The organism is Pseudoalteromonas atlantica (genome assembly GCF_043641955.1).
GTDB classification, from domain to species: Bacteria; Pseudomonadota; Gammaproteobacteria; order Enterobacterales; family Alteromonadaceae; genus Pseudoalteromonas; species Pseudoalteromonas atlantica_A.
Genome location: NZ_JBHZRV010000001.1, coordinates 274,776 through 292,489, shown reverse-complemented (window position 1 = coordinate 292,489; position 17,714 = coordinate 274,776). Strand labels below are relative to the sequence as shown.

Genomic DNA, 17,714 nt, shown 5'->3' with positions numbered 1-17,714 from the left:
AATTACATCACAATGAAGGGAAGTATTTTTCGTGCTTTAGAGACCATGGTGTTGCAACACCGAGATGCTTCATACTGGGATAGCCTACTAAATAAACATACTCCCACAGGCCGTTGTTATGTGGTAGTTAATGACTACCCCGACGCAGAGCTCTATGCCATGGTTACTGACATTTGTGAAGAGCTTCAATTAACGCTTGATGAAGTGTTAGCTTTATTTGGCCGTCATCTATTTGCGCACTTAATGCACCATTATGAAGTTGTGGTTAGCCGCTTTGCTCATTTTGAAGCACTGATTTTGAACATTAATAACGTGATCCACAAAGAAGTAAATAAGCTGGATCATGGTGCTAACTTACCGACAATGCGCTGTATGATGATTAGATCAGGGCATATTGAAATACATTACAACTCACCGCGAAAGTTGTGCATACTAGCTGAAGGCTTGATTTATGGAGCTGGCGAACATTTTGATATGGCAGTTAAAATAACACATCCACAATGCCAACACCGAGGTGCTGAATCATGCATTTTAAATGTTTATTACACACGGTTAGAAGATGACGGCTAAAAGTACCGATTTTGAGCAAGCTTACCACCAAGAGCGCGCAGCTCGACTTAGAGCCGAGCAATTAATTGAAGACAAAAGCCAAGTATTGTATGCGCTTAATCAAGAGTTAGTAAAAAAAGTCGCTGATCTCGAGGTTCAGCAGCAGTTATTTATTCAAGCAGAAAAAATGTCTACGCTTGGCACCTTAGCGGCGGGCATAGCACATGAAATAAATAACCCACTTGCCTATGTAATGAGTAATAATGAGTACCTACTGCAAACACGCTTAACAATAGATAAAATACTTCTATTAAATGAACAGTTCGTATCTGGAAAACTGGAGCAAGAGAAACTCAAAAGCGCATTAAAAAAATTACGAACATCACAGTCGTTTATTGAGATAGGCGCAGAGATCAAAGAACTCATTGAAGACAGTGACGAAGGTCTCAGACGAATCAACACGATTGTCAGCAATTTGCTGGACTTTTCACGGCCATCAAATAATGAAAAAGAACTTTCTGATATGTCTGATGGTGTCAAAAACGCTTTAAAGTTATTAAAAAATCAGCTTAATAATTACAACATCACCACGAGTATTAGTACGTTACCACTGAGCATGTGCAACTTATCAACCATTAACCAAGTTGTGGTTAACTTATTGATTAACGCCAAGCATGCGTGTGATGCAGTGGGCGAACGAGATGGGCATATTCATGTACATACTGGTTTTGAGAATGAAAAAATAGTTATATCAGTGACTGATAATGGCTGTGGAATGAGCGATGATGTAAAGGCGCAAATTTTTAATCCTTTTTTCACCACAAAAGCAGTTGGAACAGGAACTGGAATGGGTATGTCATTAGTGTATACCATGGTGACGGATCACTTAGGAACAATTGACATAGACAGTACAGAGAATCAAGGTACAAAAGTGAGTTGTTTCTTCCCAGTAGTGAACCTCTAGGGTCTGTTGACCTTTGCAGATTAAAATTCGTTCAAATTAGGGGCGGTTTGGTCGCGGCGCGAGGTTTGTAACCTAGTGGGCTAAGTCAAAATCGAGCAAAGCTTGCGCGTCCTGCTCACGCCCCTTACCTACATCCATGTAGGCAACAAAGAGCAAATCGCCCCTAGGTAGAACCCGAAGGGCAGCGCCTGTTTGGCATTGATGCTGCGTTATCGCCTATTTATGGGGAATACCACACCACATAGGCGCTGCCTTGCCTAAATACCAAACAGACTGCTGCAAATTTAACCTTGAAAGGTAAACAGACCCTAGGGCGATTATATAAAATCTAACCTCTGTTAATTTGTTAAAATATTTGAATAAATTAGTTTAACCCTCTACTGTATTTATAAATAGTATTGAGTGCCGTAAAATTTTAGGGAAAATTATGATCAACGAAGACAGCTTGAACCTGCTTGCAAGTTTATTGCAACAACATTCTGAGTCAAATAAATTAAGTACTGATCATGTACTGGGTTTTATCAGTGGATTACTTGCGTGTTCAGAGTTTTATGGTGAATCAGAAATAGCCAGTTACATTGCAGGTGATAATGAAGCTGTGTTCAATACATTGATGAACGATTCAAAAGAGCGCGACGCTATGCATAGTCTGCTAGACGGCTTAACTGAAGCGCAAATTGCTCAAAAACATATTTTAAACACACTCTATGGGCCAGCAGAGAATACACAGGCTCCCAGTGTTGCATTACAAAATTGGTGCACGGGCTATTTAGCTGCTTACATGCTAAACCAAGAAGTATGGCAGCAAGACTTTAATTTTTTACTCAATGTAGATAAACAGCAAGACAAGCCAAAAGAAGATGGCCAGCTGTTTGTTGATAACTTTCAAGCAAGCCTAAATTTACTCGCCACTTTTGCAATGTGGGATAAAGCATTAGCAGAGCACACAGATCCAACAACACTCAGTGCCGGGTTTACGACTCTTTTTACAGGTTTAGATGAAAGCTTAGTCTCAATTGCCTCAATGGCCTTAATGCTAGAAGATGAAAAACTCGCATTGTTAGAGGAAGAAGGTTAAACACATTTCTATAAATCTTCTAAAAGCATGATTTGAATAATCATGCTTTTTTTTGTGTGAAATTCAATCAAATGAGTTTTTAATAATAAAATATAGATAAAAATTGCATATTTCGACCATTGTCTTAGCTAAATGTGTTTCTTTTTAGAGAAAGATATTGCTAGGATGCTTGGCAAGGCATTATTTACTTTTTAAACATCAGATCCGTTAAATAGTGGCCTAAACCAATAATTATAAATTTACTTGAGTGTGCTGCAATCCACAAGCAAGATCAGTAACAGGGTCGAATACACAATGACAACACTTCGTATTAGTACCATCGCAATGGCAGTTGGTTTCGCCATTAGCGCTTCTCCTTTAGTAGCCCAAGAACAGCCAGTTCAGGCTGATAAAAATATAGAACAAATCTCCGTATTAGGATCTCGTGTATCAAACCGTACGGTTACCGAGTCTTCTTCGCCAATTGATTTAATTGATGCGGATACTCTAAATAAAGGAGGATTCACAGAGCTGGGTCAAAGCTTACAAGCAACGGCGCCTTCGTTTAATTTTTCACGTACGCAGGTATCGGATGGCTCGGATCTATTTCGTCCTGCAACACTTCGCGGCTTGCAGCCTGATCAAACCCTTGTTTTAGTTAATGGAAAACGTCGCCATAACCAATCAATATTTGGATTGGTTGGCACCGTGGGAGCAGGTGCAGCCGGAACAGACATGAACGCGATTCCATTATCCGCACTAAAAGGAGTTGAGGTTTTACGTGATGGGGCCGCAGCTCAGTATGGCTCTGACGCCATTGCAGGGGTAATAAACCTATCATTAAATGATTCAACAGGTATTACCAAAGGTTATGTCCAAATGGGCAGCACCAAAGAAGGTGATGGTGATACGTTATCTATTGGTTTGAACCGTGGTTTTGATATTTCAGATGCAGGCGGTTTCATCAACTTCTCTGCAGAGTATCGTGATGCTGACGGTACTAACCGCGCGCAACGTGACATTGGCGGTTCATCAGATGTGCCATACGGAACCTTATCCGATGATGTACGCTGGGGGCAAGGTAATGCTGATAGTGAATTCACATCATTGTTTTACAACATGGCGCTGCCAATGGGCGATGTTGAACTCTATTCATTTGGTGGTTACTCCGAGCGCTCTGCTTTAGGTAATGGTTTTTATCGTAACTTTGATGCTGCTGCTAAAAACGTAACTCAAGTCTACAGCGATGGTTTTCTACCGCGCATTTATAATGAAGCGCAGGATATTTCAGTTGCGTTAGGCCTCAAAGGCGACCTAAACACAGATTGGAGTTACGATGTGTCGGCGGTCTATGGTGAAAACCAATACGATTTTACCTCACGCAATACATTAAATGCTTCGTACGCGGCTGAATACCTATTTAATAATCCTAATGCGAGCGATGCAGATATCGCTGCAAATTCAGGCCCAAATGGGGGTTATTCAGGTGGGTTTAGGTTTGATCAAACCACAGTTAATGCAGACCTTAATGGTATTATTGATATTGGTACAAGCGAGCCGATATATTTAGCTGTAGGCGCAGAATACCGTAAAGAAAACTATCAAATAGTGCCAGGCGATGAAGCATCTTATGCCTGTGGATTAGCAAACACGGACACCTCTTATCCTGCGGTAAACGATGTAAGCCAATTTGCAGAATGTGGCTTCCAAGCTTACAACGGGCTTCGCCCAGAAGCATCAAATAAACAAGGGCGTGAAAGTTATGCCATTTATATTGATGCAGAAACCATGGTAACGGATGAGTGGAATATTAGTGCAGCGTTGCGCTATGAAGACTTTTCAGATGCGGGTGATGACTTAATTGGTAAAATAGCCTCACGCTATGAATTTTCAGATGACTTTGCAGTACGCGGTGCGCTTTCGACTGGCTTTAGAGCGCCGTCATTGCAACAAAGTGCATACACTGCTTACACCACTAACTTAGGTGCTGGCGGTGTACTTGAGCAATCATTTATTGCCACAGCAGGCTCTGAGTTTCCAGCAGCACTCGGGGTAGAGAGTTTAGCGTTAGAAAGCTCTGAAAATATCGGCTTTGGTTTTGTTTATGATGTAAGTAGTGAGCTGTCATTAACCGTTGATTTTTATCATACCGCCATAGAAGACCGCATTACTCTGGGGAGCTTCTTATCGGCAAGTGACGTAGCCTTTAGCCCTGATGCCGTGGCTGCTTTAGCAAAAACCGGTGCTGATCAAGCTGCTTACTTCTCAAACTCAGTGGATTCAACGACCAAAGGTGTGGATATTATTGCCTCATATCGAACTGATTTATATGACGGTAATTTTTCCGCAACGTTCGCAGGTAACTTAAACACAACTGAAATAGATAATGTAAATGCGCCTGCGGGAATACCACAAAGTATTGCCTTGGATGACATTCAACGCAGTTTTTTAACCAATGGACAACCGGGCGAGCGGGGTACTTTAACATTTGATTATCAACGAGATGCAATCAGCACCATGCTGCGCTTTAACTACTTTGGTGAAACAGATGTTAAATACTTTGGTAATGATCATATTGGTTTACCTAATGAGTTATCACCTACAGGTGAATTTAAAGCGACCAGTGTTGTGGAATCGGCGGTGTTAGTTGATGTTAATGTTGGCTATGAGTTAAATGAATCGCTGACGTTAAACATGGGTGTAGATAACTTATTTGATGTAACGCCAGATGAGTTAGGTCAAGACGAAGCGCTTGATTTTATTACCAACCAAGCGTTTAAATATCCTGTTAGAGCATTACCTTACGGCTTTGATGGCATGACCTATTACGCAAAAGTGAGCTTTAGTTTTTAATAACTAAGTTTTAATCATTCACCACATAATTTTAAGCGCAGTATTTACTGCGCTTTTTTCGTAAAATAAAGCGCTAAAACGTATTTAAAACACTTGCGCAGTTGAAAATTAAGCCTACAATCGCCATCTAAATCCCCTGGATTAATAGCCCTAATATTTAAAGGAACAGTATGAGTAAAAAAACCAAATCAAACAGCAAATTAGACACCGGTCGTGGGGTTATTCGTGACAACGCGTTAGCCGCATTAGTTACATCAAAAGTGTTTAAGCCACAAGTTGTTAAAGCTAAAAAAGGCAAAGGTTCTTACAGCCGCAACAACAAACACGTAGGACGAGAGTCTTATTTAATGGCTGCTTAAAAAAGCAGTAATCAAATAAGGCTTTTTGCCAAATAATAATAAAATTAAGCCCCGCTTAGATAACTTTTTTCTAATGTGGGGCTTTTTGGTTATATAAAGCACAATTTATCCCCAGAATGTGCTTTTTACGTTAGCGTAAACCTCAGCTCAAGCCCGCGCAAATACTCATAAAGTAAAGTTAATTTAATGTTAACTTAATGTTCAGTTAAGGTATGTCACATTATCTCAAATATAAGCTAATTACCTGCTAACTTAATACTTTGTAACTATAAAATTTAAAATTAAAAGTCCTTTTTTATTTGTTTTTAGCCTGTATTTGTACCTTTATTTTCGAATATTTAGTTGACGTATGTGTAAACTGTGTTAATTTTGAATGCAGTTGTAAAATAAATGTTATTTTAACCCCTGGGCGGAGGAGCAGATGAGCTCACGTAATATATTAATAAATGCCTTTAAGTTAAGTGCTCTATCACTTAGCGTTATTGGCCTAAGTGCGCATGCAGCAGTTGACTGTAGTGCGCTAACTTCATGGCAATCAGGTCAAATACATACTGGCGGAAGCCAAGTGCAGTCACAAGGAAGCGCGTATGAAGCCAAGTGGTGGACGCAATCAAACCCTGTGGAGAATGCAGGTGACTGGCAAGAGTGGAAATTATTGGGTCGATGTGACAGCGCTGTCACTGAAAATGAAAGCCCATCGATTTCAAGCTTAAGCCCTGCTGATGGATCTCAATTTGCTGATAAAGACAGCGTTGTCATATCGGCTTCAGCGACAGATCCAGACGGCACGGTCACAAATGTAGAATTTTTTGTTGATGGCACTTCAGTGCTCGTTGATACCACTGCACCGTTTAGTGCAAATTGGCAGGCTACCCCTGGTTCACACCAGATAAGTGCGGTTGCAACAGATGACCAAGGTGCAAAATCGCCACAAATTACACAAACAATTAGTGTGAGCGATGCCGTTGTAGTTGACCCTGTAAATCAGGCGCCTGTAGCCGCTATTTCGTTTAGTACGCTACCGGAGCAACTTATTGTTGGTTCGCAGGTTGTGTTCTCACTTTCTGGTACAGATAGTGATGGCCAAGTAACCGCCCTAAGCTTTGCTGCAAACGGGGTGGATGTTCATCAATCAAGCTCAGCTGCAAGTAGTTTTGCATGGCAAGCAACGGCGCTCGGTCAGGCAACTTTTACTCTAACAGTAACAGATAACGACGGTGCAACAGCGCAAGTAACAAAAGTATTAACGGTTGTTGACGAAAATACCGGTCCAGTTACGGGCAGCGATTGTCGTCCACAAGGTTTGTATCAAACACCTGGCGTAAACACGCCTTACTGTACGATTTATGATGCAGATGGTCGTGAGATCATGGGCCCAGATCACCCACGCCGTGTGATTGGATACTTTACTAGCTGGCGTAATGGCGCAAATGGTCAACCTAGCTATTTAGTTAACGATATTCCGTGGGATAAAATCACCCATATCAACTATGCATTTGCCCATGTTGATGCAAACAATAAAGTATCAATTGGCGATCCTGCGTCAGCAAATAACCCTGCCACTAATATGGAATGGCCAGGCGTAGTCGGTGCTGAAATGGACCCAGAGTTTAACTACAAAGGTCACTTTAACCTGTTAAACAAATACAAAAAACAACACCCAGATGTAAAAACACTCATATCTGTAGGCGGTTGGGCTGAAACCGGCGGTTACTTCGATGAAACAGGCCGTGTTGCCAGCGGTGGTTTTTACACTATGACCACCAATGCTGATGGTTCAGTTAACCATGCAGGTATTAACGCATTCGCGCAAAGTGCTGTTGAATTTATTGAAAAGTATGGCTTTGATGGGGTTGATATCGATTACGAATATCCATCATCAATGAACGACTCAGGCCATCCTGATGATTTCCCAATTTCAAACGCACGTCGTGGTGGTTTAAATGCCTCATATCAAGTGCTAATGAAAAAAGTACGTGAGGCTTTAGACCGTGCAGGTGAAGCTGCAGGCAAGCACTACTTATTGACAATTGCTTCTCCGTCATCAGGCTATTTACTTCGCGGTATGGAAACATTCCAAACTGTTAAATACCTCGATTACGTTAACATTATGTCGTACGACTTACATGGCGCATGGAACTCACACGTAGGCCATAACGCGGCATTATTTGATACCGGGTTAGACTCAGAGCTTACGCAATGGAATGTATACGGCACCAAAGAGTTTGAAGGTATTGGTTATTTAAATACTGATTGGGCAGTGCGTTACTTCCGTGGTGCGATGTCAGCAGGTCGTATCAATATTGGTTTACCGTATTACACCCGTGGCTTCAAAGATGTATCAGGCGGAACAAACGGTTTATGGGGCCAAGCGGCGTTACCAAACCAAGCTGATTGCGCTAAAGGTACTGGCGTAGGTGAGAAAAACAAATGCGGTAATGGTGCACTAGGCATTGATAACCTTTGGCATGATAAGAACGATGCAGGTCAAGAAATGCCAGCCGGTTCAAACCCATTATGGCATGTTAAAAATCTTGAAAATGGCATTGTTGGTTCGTATTTAGGCGTGTATGGCTTAACACCAGATACCGACGCAGATGATCGCTTAACGGGTACTTACACTCGTCACTATGACAGCGTTGCCGTTGCACCGTGGTTATGGAACGCAGATAAAAAAGTATTTTTATCAATTGAAGATGAAGAGTCGATGGCTACAAAAGTTGACTACGTTATCAACAATGGACTAGGCGGTATTATGTTCTGGGAGCTGGCAGGTGACTTTGACTATGACTCAGCCAAAGGTGAGTACTTCATGGGTTCTACATTAACCTCACTTGCTTACGATAAGTTTAATCAAAGCGGTGTTGCATATGATGTGCATGGCGGAAATCCAAACTTTACAGTGCCTGCTGAAGCAGTAGATGTAACATTTGCAGCAAAAGACTTCCCAATTGGCGATGATAACTACCCAATCAGCCCAACGTTTGCATTTACTAATAACTCTAGCCTTGATTTAAGTGGTGCAAAAATTTCATTTGATGTGCCGGTATCAACCTCAGCTATTTTTAAATCTAACTGGAATGCGCAAGAAAAATTGGGCATGGCAGTAGAGGTGAATGGGTCGAACGCAGCCGGTAATAATATTGGTGGTTTTGAGAACGAATTCCACCGTTTCTCAATCACATTGAACAATGAATGGGGCGGTCAACCTAAAGACTTTAGTGCTGGAACAACTGTTAATGCGCAAGTTATGTACTACATGCCAATTACAGGACCTAGCAACTTCACCATTGAAAAAGATGGCAAAACTTACGCATTCAAAGCTGAATACCCAATGCTACCAGATGCAACACCAGGTAATGGCGGTGGTGACACTGGCGGCGGTACAGGAGGTGGTGACACGTCAGGTACATGTGAAGGTGTAGCCATTGCTGATATTGCGGTTTATCCAAACTTCCCTCAAACCGACTGGGCAGGCAACCCAAGCCATGCTGCTGGCGGAGACCTAATGGTGCACAACAATGCTGTGTATAAAGCCAAATGGTGGACCAGCTCAGAGCCTGGCACTGCCGATTGGAGCAAAAGCTGTAGCCTGTAAATAATAACAATAAAAGAGGGTGAGCATTTACTCACCCTCGTACAGAGTCTTTTAAAAGGACAACACAATGACATCAATCAAATTAAATACACTGTCGCTATCTGCAATTGCAAGTACAGTACTTTTAAGTATAGCGCCAGCACATGTTAATGCGCATGGTTACATGGACAGCCCTAAAGCCCGCCAAGCATTTTGCCAAGCCGATGGCGGTTATTGGTGGCCTAAAGATGGCAGTAGTATTCCAAACTTAGCATGTCGTGCTGCGTACTTAGAATCAGGCACCGTACAGTTTGTACAAGAAATTGAGTTTTCAGTTAATACTCCTGATTACTTAAACCAAGCCGCCGTTGAGGCAAAAGTACCGAACGGGCTGTTATGTGCCGGTGGCGATAACGCAAAACGCGGTATGGATTTACCTTCACCACACTTTCAGCGCAGCGATGTTGTGCCCAATGCCAATGGTGATATTCAAATACGTTACCTTGCATCAACCCCGCACAACCCAAGCTTTTGGCAGTTTTACATCACCAAGCCAAGCTTCAACAGCGCAACTGATGTACTCACTTGGCAAGACCTACAGCTAGTGCAAGAGCACGACAATATTGAGGTTGTTAAAGACCCCGACGGTAAACGTTATTACGAAATGAATGTAGCCATACCGCAAGGTCGCAGCGGCGAAGCCATTTTATATAGCCGTTGGCAACGTAATGATGTGGTAGGTGAAGGTTTTTATAACTGTAGTGATATCAACATAGTAAATGACGCAGGCCCGACTGATCCAAATTCATGGACTAGCGTGGGTTACTTTGTTCGCCAAGGGCAAAACGCTATTGCAGGCGACACTGTATGGGCACGTTTATTTGACGAAACAGGTCAAGAGGTGATCAATCAACAGCTTAAAATCAATGCCGACAATCAAGCAAATTGGCAACAAGCATTGGCAGAGCAGCTTAACCTTGATTACGCGCATTTAGTGCAAGTTGGGGTGCAAAACCAAGCAGGCGACATTGCTTTTGATGCAACCGACGTACTGATTAACCAAGTGTACAGCAGCGATGCAAATTACACTTACGCCTTAAGTGTGCAAAATGCGCCAACAAACACCGCACCCATTGTACACACCCCAGATAACCTAGTGGTGGATGAAAACACCACAACAGCGATTCATCTGCATGCCTTTGATGATGAGCAAACTGAATTAACTTACAGCTGGACAGTACCTGCACCTCTTAGCTTTACAGGCTCTGGTGCCAATATCAATTTAACCACAGCAGAAGTTTCAGCAAATACCGATTACACCATTGCAGTATCAGTGTCGGATGGCCAATTAAGTACCCAAACGAGCTTTAGTGTCACGGTTAACGATGTATCTGTTGTAGATCCAATAGATCCTGTTGATCCAACAATCCCTGAATGGGACAGCACTCAGACCTATCAAGCAAACGACAAAGCACGTTTTGCTAACGTAATTTACACCGCTAAATGGTGGAATAAAGGCCAACAACCAGATAGCTCAGCGGCATGGGAGTCAGCCTCGCAAGCTGACACAACGGCCACTTGGAATACCAGCAAAGCCTACCAAGGTGGCGCAGAAGTAACGTATCAAGGACAGCGCTACCGCGCTAAATGGTGGACCCAGGGTGATACGCCAGGGCAAGCCAATGTATGGAGCAAACTTTAATAAAGCCTAAGTTTTGCAGTTCAAACTTATTAAATAATTACATAAATAATGGATAAGAGAGACTTATGAATATCAAACAACTAAGCGCAGCCATTGGTGTTGCTTTATTTGCAAGTACCGCAGCAGCAGCACCCTCTACACCAAGCATTAATTGGGAACCACAACAGTATTCATTTGTACAAGTGGATTTAGAGGGCACGGGTTCATATAAGCAACTTGTTTCACGCGTTGATGAAGTAACCATCAACATTGAGTGGAGTGCCTGGAGTGGTGACGGTGGCGACAGCTACAAAGTATACTTTGATGACATGCTAGTAAATGAAGGCGCACTTGCAGCAGGTAGCAAAAAAGGCACTATTTCATTCCCATATGATAAAGCAGGCCGTCATACAATGTATGTTGAGCTATGTGAAGGCGGCACAACGTGTGCGCGTAGTGCAGGCAAACCCATTGTTATTGCAGATACGGACGGCGGCCACTTAGCGCCACTACCAATGGATTATGATCCTAATAACCGCGACATTGGCACTAAAGAAGGCCTTGTAACAGGCGCTTACTTTGTCGAGTGGGGTATTTATGGCCGTGATTACGATGTAACGAATATGCCAGCCCAAAACTTAAGCCACATTTTATATGGTTTTATTCCAATTTGTGGTGAAAACGCATCATTAACTGGTGGCCCTAAGCGTGCACTTGATACAGCGTGTGCCGGCTCTGCTGATTACGAAGTGGTAATTCACGACCCATGGGCAGCAGTACAAAAAGCATTGCCAGGCGTTGATGCAAAAGACCCTATTCGCGGTACTTACTCACAATTAATGGCACTTAAACAGCGCTACCCAGATATTAAAATTTTACCATCAGTAGGTGGCTGGACATTATCAGACCCATTCGGTGGTTTTACCAACAAAGCTAACCGCGATACGTTTGTAGCCTCAATGGAAGAGTTTTTAAGAACATGGAAATTCTACGACGGTGTGGATATCGATTGGGAATTTCCTGGTGGCGATGGTCCTAACCCAGACATTGGCGACCCAGTGAACGATGGCCCAGCGTATGTAGCGCTAATGCAAGAGCTACGTGCCATGCTTGATAAACTTGAAGCTGAAACAGGGCGTACTTACGAACTCAGTTCGGCAATTGGAGCTGGTTATGACAAAATTGAAGACGTTGACTACCAAGCAGCAAGTCAATATATGGATTACATTTTTGCCATGACTTACGATTTTTACGGTGCATGGAGTGGCGTAACAGGACACCAAACGGCACTTTACTGTGGTGAACACATGAGTGTAGGCCAATGTAACGGCACTGGCTTAGATGAAAATGGCGAGCCACGTAAAGGCCCAGCTTATACAACAGATAACGCTGTTCAGTTGTTACTTGCACAGAACGTAGACTCGAAAAAAATTGTCGTAGGCGCAGCCATGTACGGCCGTGGTTGGGAAGGTGTTTACCCACAAAATACCACTATTGATGGTAACCCAATGACCGCACCAGGTAATGGTAAGCTAAAAGGCTCTACTGCTCAGGGTGTATGGGAAGACGGCGTAATAGACTATAAAGGCATTAAAACCTATATGCTAGGTGCTGATGAGCAAGGCGTTAATGGTTTTGAAGCGGGTTACGACGAGATGGCAGAAGCCGCTTATGTATGGAATCGTAGTAATGGTAAGTTGATCACATATGATAACCGCCGCTCGGTACTTGCTAAAGGTGCGTATGTTAAGCAATACAACCTAGGTGGTTTATTTGCATGGGAAATCGATGCCGATAATGGTGATATCCTTAACGCCATGCACGATGGTTTAGGCGGTGTGGTTAACCCACCAAGTAACAAAAAGCCAGTGCTTTCAGTGTCTTCAACCGTGTCTGTAAATGCAGGTGAAAGTGTAACTGTCGTGGCATCTGCAACCGATGCTGATAACGATCCACTAAGCTTTAGCTGGACGGCAGACAGCGCATTAGCTGTATCGGGTGACAACAGTGCATCTCTTGCGATTACCGCACCTGCTGTTACGGTTGACACGCAATACGTAGTGACGGTTAGTGTATCTGATGGCGAAGCAACAGTAAGCCGCGACGTAACCGTAAACGTGATTGCACCTACCACAGGTGGTGGTGATAACACCGCGCCAAGTGTTGACGCAATTGCCAATTTAAGTGTAGAAGAAGGCGCATCTGCTAACGTATCAGTTGTTGCAACCGATGCGCAAAACGATGCACTTTCATATACATGGACAGTGCCTGCAGGTTTAACCCTTGTAGGTAGCGGCGCAAACGTTAGTTTAGAGGCAGGCAATGTTGATGCTGATACTAATCTAACTGTATCGGTAGCTGTGAGCGATGGTGAGCTAAGCACAACACAAAGCTTTACTGTTAAGGTAACAAACACTGATATAACAGTACCACCAAAGGGTAACTGGGATGCGGCTGCGATTTACGTAGGTGGCGATTTAGTGACTTATAACGGCGTTGAATACAAAGCAAAATGGTGGACTCAAGGTAATCGTCCTGATTTAGGCGGCGTATGGGAAGCAACATCACAACCTGTAGACGGTTCTGGCAGTGTTGTTTGGCAGTCATCAGCTGTGTATAACAGCGGTGATGAAGTGTCTCACAACGGCAACAAATACCAAGCTAAGTGGTGGACTCAAGGAAACGAGCCAGGCTCAGCTGACGTATGGAAGTTACTTTAATTTAAACAAACGCCACCTGACCTACTCTCAGGTGGCAAATAAAGTGACTCACTCAGTCAAAGCAGCTTTTTAGCTGCTTTTTTTGTGTTTAGCTCAGATTGCTGCATACTTATACAATAGACGACGCAATGTAGAGAGTTCGTTATTAAATACCTATGCCTTATTGTTATGTTAATTGCCAATGCAAGCTTTGCGTGTGAACAAACACTCAAAGTGGGTATAGGGCAACCGTGGCCTCCTTATGTATTCAAAGGGGAGAGGACACTCAGTGGCATTGATATCGACATAACCCGGTTAGTGTTGGAAAAGGCGGGTTTTTGTAGTCAGTTTGTACTTTTACCTTCATCAATTAGAGGATTAGTCGAACTTAAAAAAGGCACAGTTGATGTGTTACCCGCAGCCAGTTATAGCGACGATAGAGCAAAGTACAGCCACTTTTCACTGCCCTACAGGCGAGAACGAATGCGCCTGTTTTGGTATGAAAATAGCGCTTTTATAAAACATGATCTGCAACACTTAATGCACAGCAGCAAAACCTTTGTGATTAACAGTGGAGGATATTATGGCGAGGAGTTTGCACAGTTAAGCCAGCAAGCAAACTATAAAAACCTCATCGTGCCAGTAAAAATGATTAACCAACGGCTCTTAATGCTTAAAGCAAAACGAGTCGACTTTATGATAGACGACGAAGTCTCAGGCTTATACTTAATGGCGCAAAAAAACATTACGGGGATTTCACTGCACCCCTATATTGTAAACGACAACCCCATTCACTTTATGTTTAGCAATAAAACGGTTAACACTGCACAAAGCCAAAAAATTGATGATGCAATTAAGCAGCTCGAAACACCTATTACAGAGATTATTGATAACTATACGCAGTAAAGGCTTACCCTAAACGCGTTACTTTTACTTTTATTTTTCCGGCATTTGCACCATAAAAACGCATTAAGTCATTGGCAAAAGGCGTAAACTCTCCTGAATGCAGCATTTTAAACTCGCCACCAACCGCAACCTCAAAAGCGTCGTTATCGGTGAAATCAATTGCACCAACTAGAGCAAACCAAGGCGATTGTGGCAAACGTCTAAAGGGTTCGAGTAGCGCCATAGGGATTTCTTTCACCCCTAGTTTAACGTTATTACGGTGCCAGCCAGCAGCTGTACATTTTACGCCATCATCAAACCAATGTTGATCAGGGTAGGGAGTAAAGCGATAAGTTGCGCCTTGCTCCAGCATTAAGCCCGTAGCATTATATTGCTCAGACGCAAACACCAACACATCGTGACTCTGGTCTATTTTTAACACCGCCATATTTTGATTCATCAGTCCAATATGGGCACTTAACCCAGTAAATTTAAGTGTCGTGTTATCGCTGTATAAAAGTTGGTAGCTTAAGCTTTTTAATGATTCTGGCCGATAGCTGGTTAAATGATGAATCCGTTTTGCCACACTGTGATGAACTAAAGGCGGTAAATCGCTTTCTCGTTCATTTACCAATACACAGCACTCCCGATCAACAAGTTTAAAAAATGGGTTAAACCAAAAGTAATTTTGCTGGTGGCTAAGCGCTAATGGATCTGGCGTCACGGTCATATCGTCTTGAGCGATCAGTGCATTTTTAACGCTTGGAAAGAGCAGTTCATAATCAATGTCATGGCTGGTATTAAAGCCCACAGGCAAGGGTTTTTCAAGCAGCCACTCAATAGCAAAACGCAAACAAATATCGGCAAGGCCATCACGATAATACCCGCCACCTACATCTGAGTGTGCCCCGGCAAACCACACTTCATCAACATTAGCTTGATGATTAATTAAAGTTGGCTCAAATGCGCGGCGTTTTTCATCAAGTGACACGCAATGCAAGGCAGCATTTACATTGTTAGCAAGAGTATGGTTTTCAAAAATAACATGTTCAGCACCACGGGTTGCCTTGGTGACTTTAGACAGGCCAATCGAGGCCACAGTGTCAAACACACACAGGTAAACTTGGTCGGTTATAAAGGGTTCAAGGCATTTGGCAAACCGGCGAGCCAGCGCCGCACCACGGCTAAAGCCAGTTAATAAAACACTATCACCTGGCTGATAATACGATTTAAAGTCACTCATGGCGTGGTTTAAAATACTGGCAACGTCATCATCACGCGGCGCTAATGTTTGATTTAATAAGCGCTTTAAACGACTGCCTTGTGTGCCAATACCTTGGTAGTAAAAGCTAAGTTGGTTATCTAATTGAGTTGTGGGTTCGTTATTAAGTGTGCCACCTAGTAGTAAATGCAGCTTGAGGATATTAGAAATACTGGCATCTTCTTTAAAGTGTTCAGAACTAAATTGCTCCGCATCACGGGGTTCGTTCCCTGTGCCATCAAAATTGAAAATCAGCGTTTTAACCGTCATAGCATCAATCCTTAAGTGGTTTGATACAAAATATAGCCTTTTTATTAAGCTTTAAAGACATTTTTTAAACACTGTGATGAATAATTAAATTGTATGCCCTTTAAAGAACAATGGTACTGAAACAATAGCAACCCATCACCAGGGCTAACCTTTATTCACTTGAGTAAGTATCACCAATTAAATATACAACCTAAAAGTGCGTTAAATGTGCAAAGTGATGCATTAAAAATCTGATGACAGGGTAGCGGAATAAACCATACGCTACGAGTCACAGGCTTCGAGCAGCAGGCCATAATTCAGCCTAGCACCTTTTATACACCGTAGGCGTTAAGCTTGCTGACGCGGTTTTAATATTATTCCTCTACAGCGCAGCGCCTCTTGACCTCTTTGTGAGTAAATCATTTAAAATCATTTGCACAAAGAGAAGACAATGAGGGTAAATGAGAAAACAAAGCTGCGGGCTTCGGTAATCATTCTAGAACCTAGTCACTTTCCTAGCGCATAGCACCTTTTATACACCGTAGGCGTTAAGCTTGCTGACGCGGTTTTCATATTTTTTCTCTAAAGCGCAGCGTCTCTTGACCTCTTTGTGAGTAAATCACTTAAAATCATTTGCACAAATAAAAGTGAATTATCAGTTTTTGTGTTCACTGTAAAACTGATAGGTTATGATTATCCCTGCGTTTTATTAATGGTTTTGTATTGTGGGAAATAATGTTTTTCAAAAAATAATCAAATATTTGCAACAAAATAGCGATATTGATGTTGTCTGGTTATATGGCTCCCACGCCAAAGGCACGGCGCAGCCCCATAGCGATATAGATCTTGCCATCGCCTTTAAAAATTTTGAGTTAAGCTCATTTGATAAACGACTCAGGCCAAAAGAGCTCGAGCTTGAAATCAGCAATGCACTTAGCTTGAACGAACAACTTATTTCAATTGTTGATATAAATTTGATCCCAAGTTACCTTGCATTCAATGTAGTAGAATACGGGCATGCCATTTTAGGCAAAAATAGTTTGAGAGCAATGAAAGAGCAGCAGCGTATTTATAGCCAATTTGAGTTTGAGACGATAGCGAGTAAGCATGACATTAGTGAAGTAACACGGCATACCGACGAATATATACTAGAACTCAATGAATTAAGCCAAATAGAACAACTTAATAATAGAGACTATCGTGCCGCAGAGCGTTTGTTACAGTTGATGACCGAAGTCAGTATTGGTTTGGCAAAACATTGGCTTAAAAGGCATAAAAGCAGCACCAGCAGTAACGCATATCAAACATTTAGTGAGTTAGCTCAACTCGGAGCTTTAACAGATACAGAGTTACTTTCATGGCGTAAAATAATTGGCTTACGCAACGCCCTTGTACATGATTATTTGAATATAGATCAAGATATTGTGAAAACGATTATCAAAAAACAACATTATGTGACTATGCATGAATTTAGCCTACGGGCCATTGCAGAATTAGCCAATTGAAATGATAAGATGCTGCGGGGGTCGAGCTACGAATACACCTAGCGCCTAGTACCTTTTAATACCGTAGGAACCAGC

Annotated in this window: 11 protein-coding genes; 10 read left to right on the top strand and 1 reads right to left on the bottom strand. The window is 42.4% G+C overall.

Translation table 11 applies throughout. The features are described from left to right. Positions 1-12 precede the first annotated feature (12 nt). From ACHUE3_RS01265 to ACHUE3_RS01225, 9 genes are all read left to right on the top strand, one after another. Positions 13-570, top strand: a complete 558-nt coding sequence (locus tag ACHUE3_RS01265) for a heme NO-binding domain-containing protein (protein WP_394189389.1) — start codon at positions 13-15, stop codon at positions 568-570. Continuing rightward, positions 560-1,513 carry a sensor histidine kinase gene (locus tag ACHUE3_RS01260; protein WP_394189387.1) on the top strand — a complete coding sequence of 318 codons (954 nt, stop codon included), beginning with the start codon at positions 560-562 and terminating at the stop codon, positions 1,511-1,513. Before ACHUE3_RS01265 ends, ACHUE3_RS01260 begins: the two co-directional genes overlap by 11 nt. Before the next feature lie 427 nt (positions 1,514-1,940). Further along, positions 1,941-2,591, top strand: a complete 651-nt coding sequence (locus ACHUE3_RS01255) for a UPF0149 family protein (RefSeq protein ID WP_394189385.1) — start codon at positions 1,941-1,943, stop codon at positions 2,589-2,591. A 294-nt stretch (positions 2,592-2,885) separates the two neighbouring features. Further along, positions 2,886-5,423, top strand: coding sequence for a TonB-dependent receptor plug domain-containing protein (locus tag ACHUE3_RS01250; protein ID WP_394189383.1), 2,538 nt, complete (start codon positions 2,886-2,888; stop codon positions 5,421-5,423). 170 nt (positions 5,424-5,593) lie between these two features. Further along, positions 5,594-5,782: an alternative ribosome-rescue factor A gene (locus ACHUE3_RS01245; RefSeq protein ID WP_394189381.1), complete on the top strand. Its 189-nt coding sequence runs from the start codon at positions 5,594-5,596 to the stop codon at positions 5,780-5,782. 421 nt (positions 5,783-6,203) lie between these two features. After that, complete coding sequence (locus ACHUE3_RS01240; RefSeq protein WP_394189379.1) at positions 6,204-9,380, top strand: glycosyl hydrolase family 18 protein; 3,177 nt, start codon at positions 6,204-6,206, stop codon at positions 9,378-9,380. A gap of 67 nt (positions 9,381-9,447) precedes the next feature. Continuing rightward, the gene (locus ACHUE3_RS01235) at positions 9,448-11,061 is read left to right on the top strand and encodes a lytic polysaccharide monooxygenase (protein ID WP_394189377.1); all 1,614 of its coding nucleotides are present in this window, start codon (positions 9,448-9,450) and stop codon (positions 11,059-11,061) included. A 65-nt stretch (positions 11,062-11,126) separates the two neighbouring features. Then, on the top strand, positions 11,127-13,760 hold the full coding sequence (locus ACHUE3_RS01230; protein WP_394189375.1) for a glycosyl hydrolase family 18 protein: 2,634 nt from the start codon (positions 11,127-11,129) through the stop codon (positions 13,758-13,760). 168 nt (positions 13,761-13,928) lie between these two features. Continuing rightward, complete coding sequence (locus ACHUE3_RS01225; RefSeq protein ID WP_394189374.1) at positions 13,929-14,645, top strand: substrate-binding periplasmic protein; 717 nt, start codon at positions 13,929-13,931, stop codon at positions 14,643-14,645. Between the two features lie 4 nt (positions 14,646-14,649). Here ACHUE3_RS01225 and ACHUE3_RS01220 read toward each other — a convergent pair whose 3' ends face one another. Further along, on the bottom strand, positions 14,650-16,155 hold the full coding sequence (locus ACHUE3_RS01220) for a phospholipase effector Tle1 domain-containing protein (RefSeq protein ID WP_394189372.1): 1,506 nt from the start codon (positions 16,153-16,155) through the stop codon (positions 14,650-14,652). A gap of 704 nt (positions 16,156-16,859) precedes the next feature. Between ACHUE3_RS01220 and hepT the strand changes: the two genes are divergently transcribed. Next, entirely contained in the window at positions 16,860-17,639 is a 780-nt protein-coding gene (gene hepT / locus ACHUE3_RS01215; protein ID WP_394189370.1) for a type VII toxin-antitoxin system HepT family RNase toxin, read from the top strand. Positions 17,640-17,714 lie beyond the last annotated feature (75 nt).

Coding starts and splice junctions, on each gene's coding strand:
- ACHUE3_RS01250 (WP_394189383.1), top strand. CDS start 2,886: ATGACAACACTTCGTATTAGTACCATCGCAATGGCAGTTGGTTTCGCC.
- ACHUE3_RS01220 (WP_394189372.1), bottom strand. CDS start 16,155: ATGACGGTTAAAACGCTGATTTTCAATTTTGATGGCACAGGGAACGAA.
- ACHUE3_RS01265 (WP_394189389.1), top strand. CDS start 13: ATGAAGGGAAGTATTTTTCGTGCTTTAGAGACCATGGTGTTGCAACAC.
- ACHUE3_RS01235 (WP_394189377.1), top strand. CDS start 9,448: ATGACATCAATCAAATTAAATACACTGTCGCTATCTGCAATTGCAAGT.
- ACHUE3_RS01255 (WP_394189385.1), top strand. CDS start 1,941: ATGATCAACGAAGACAGCTTGAACCTGCTTGCAAGTTTATTGCAACAA.
- ACHUE3_RS01230 (WP_394189375.1), top strand. CDS start 11,127: ATGAATATCAAACAACTAAGCGCAGCCATTGGTGTTGCTTTATTTGCA.
- ACHUE3_RS01245 (WP_394189381.1), top strand. CDS start 5,594: ATGAGTAAAAAAACCAAATCAAACAGCAAATTAGACACCGGTCGTGGG.
- ACHUE3_RS01240 (WP_394189379.1), top strand. CDS start 6,204: ATGAGCTCACGTAATATATTAATAAATGCCTTTAAGTTAAGTGCTCTA.
- ACHUE3_RS01260 (WP_394189387.1), top strand. CDS start 560: ATGACGGCTAAAAGTACCGATTTTGAGCAAGCTTACCACCAAGAGCGC.
- ACHUE3_RS01225 (WP_394189374.1), top strand. CDS start 13,929: ATGTTAATTGCCAATGCAAGCTTTGCGTGTGAACAAACACTCAAAGTG.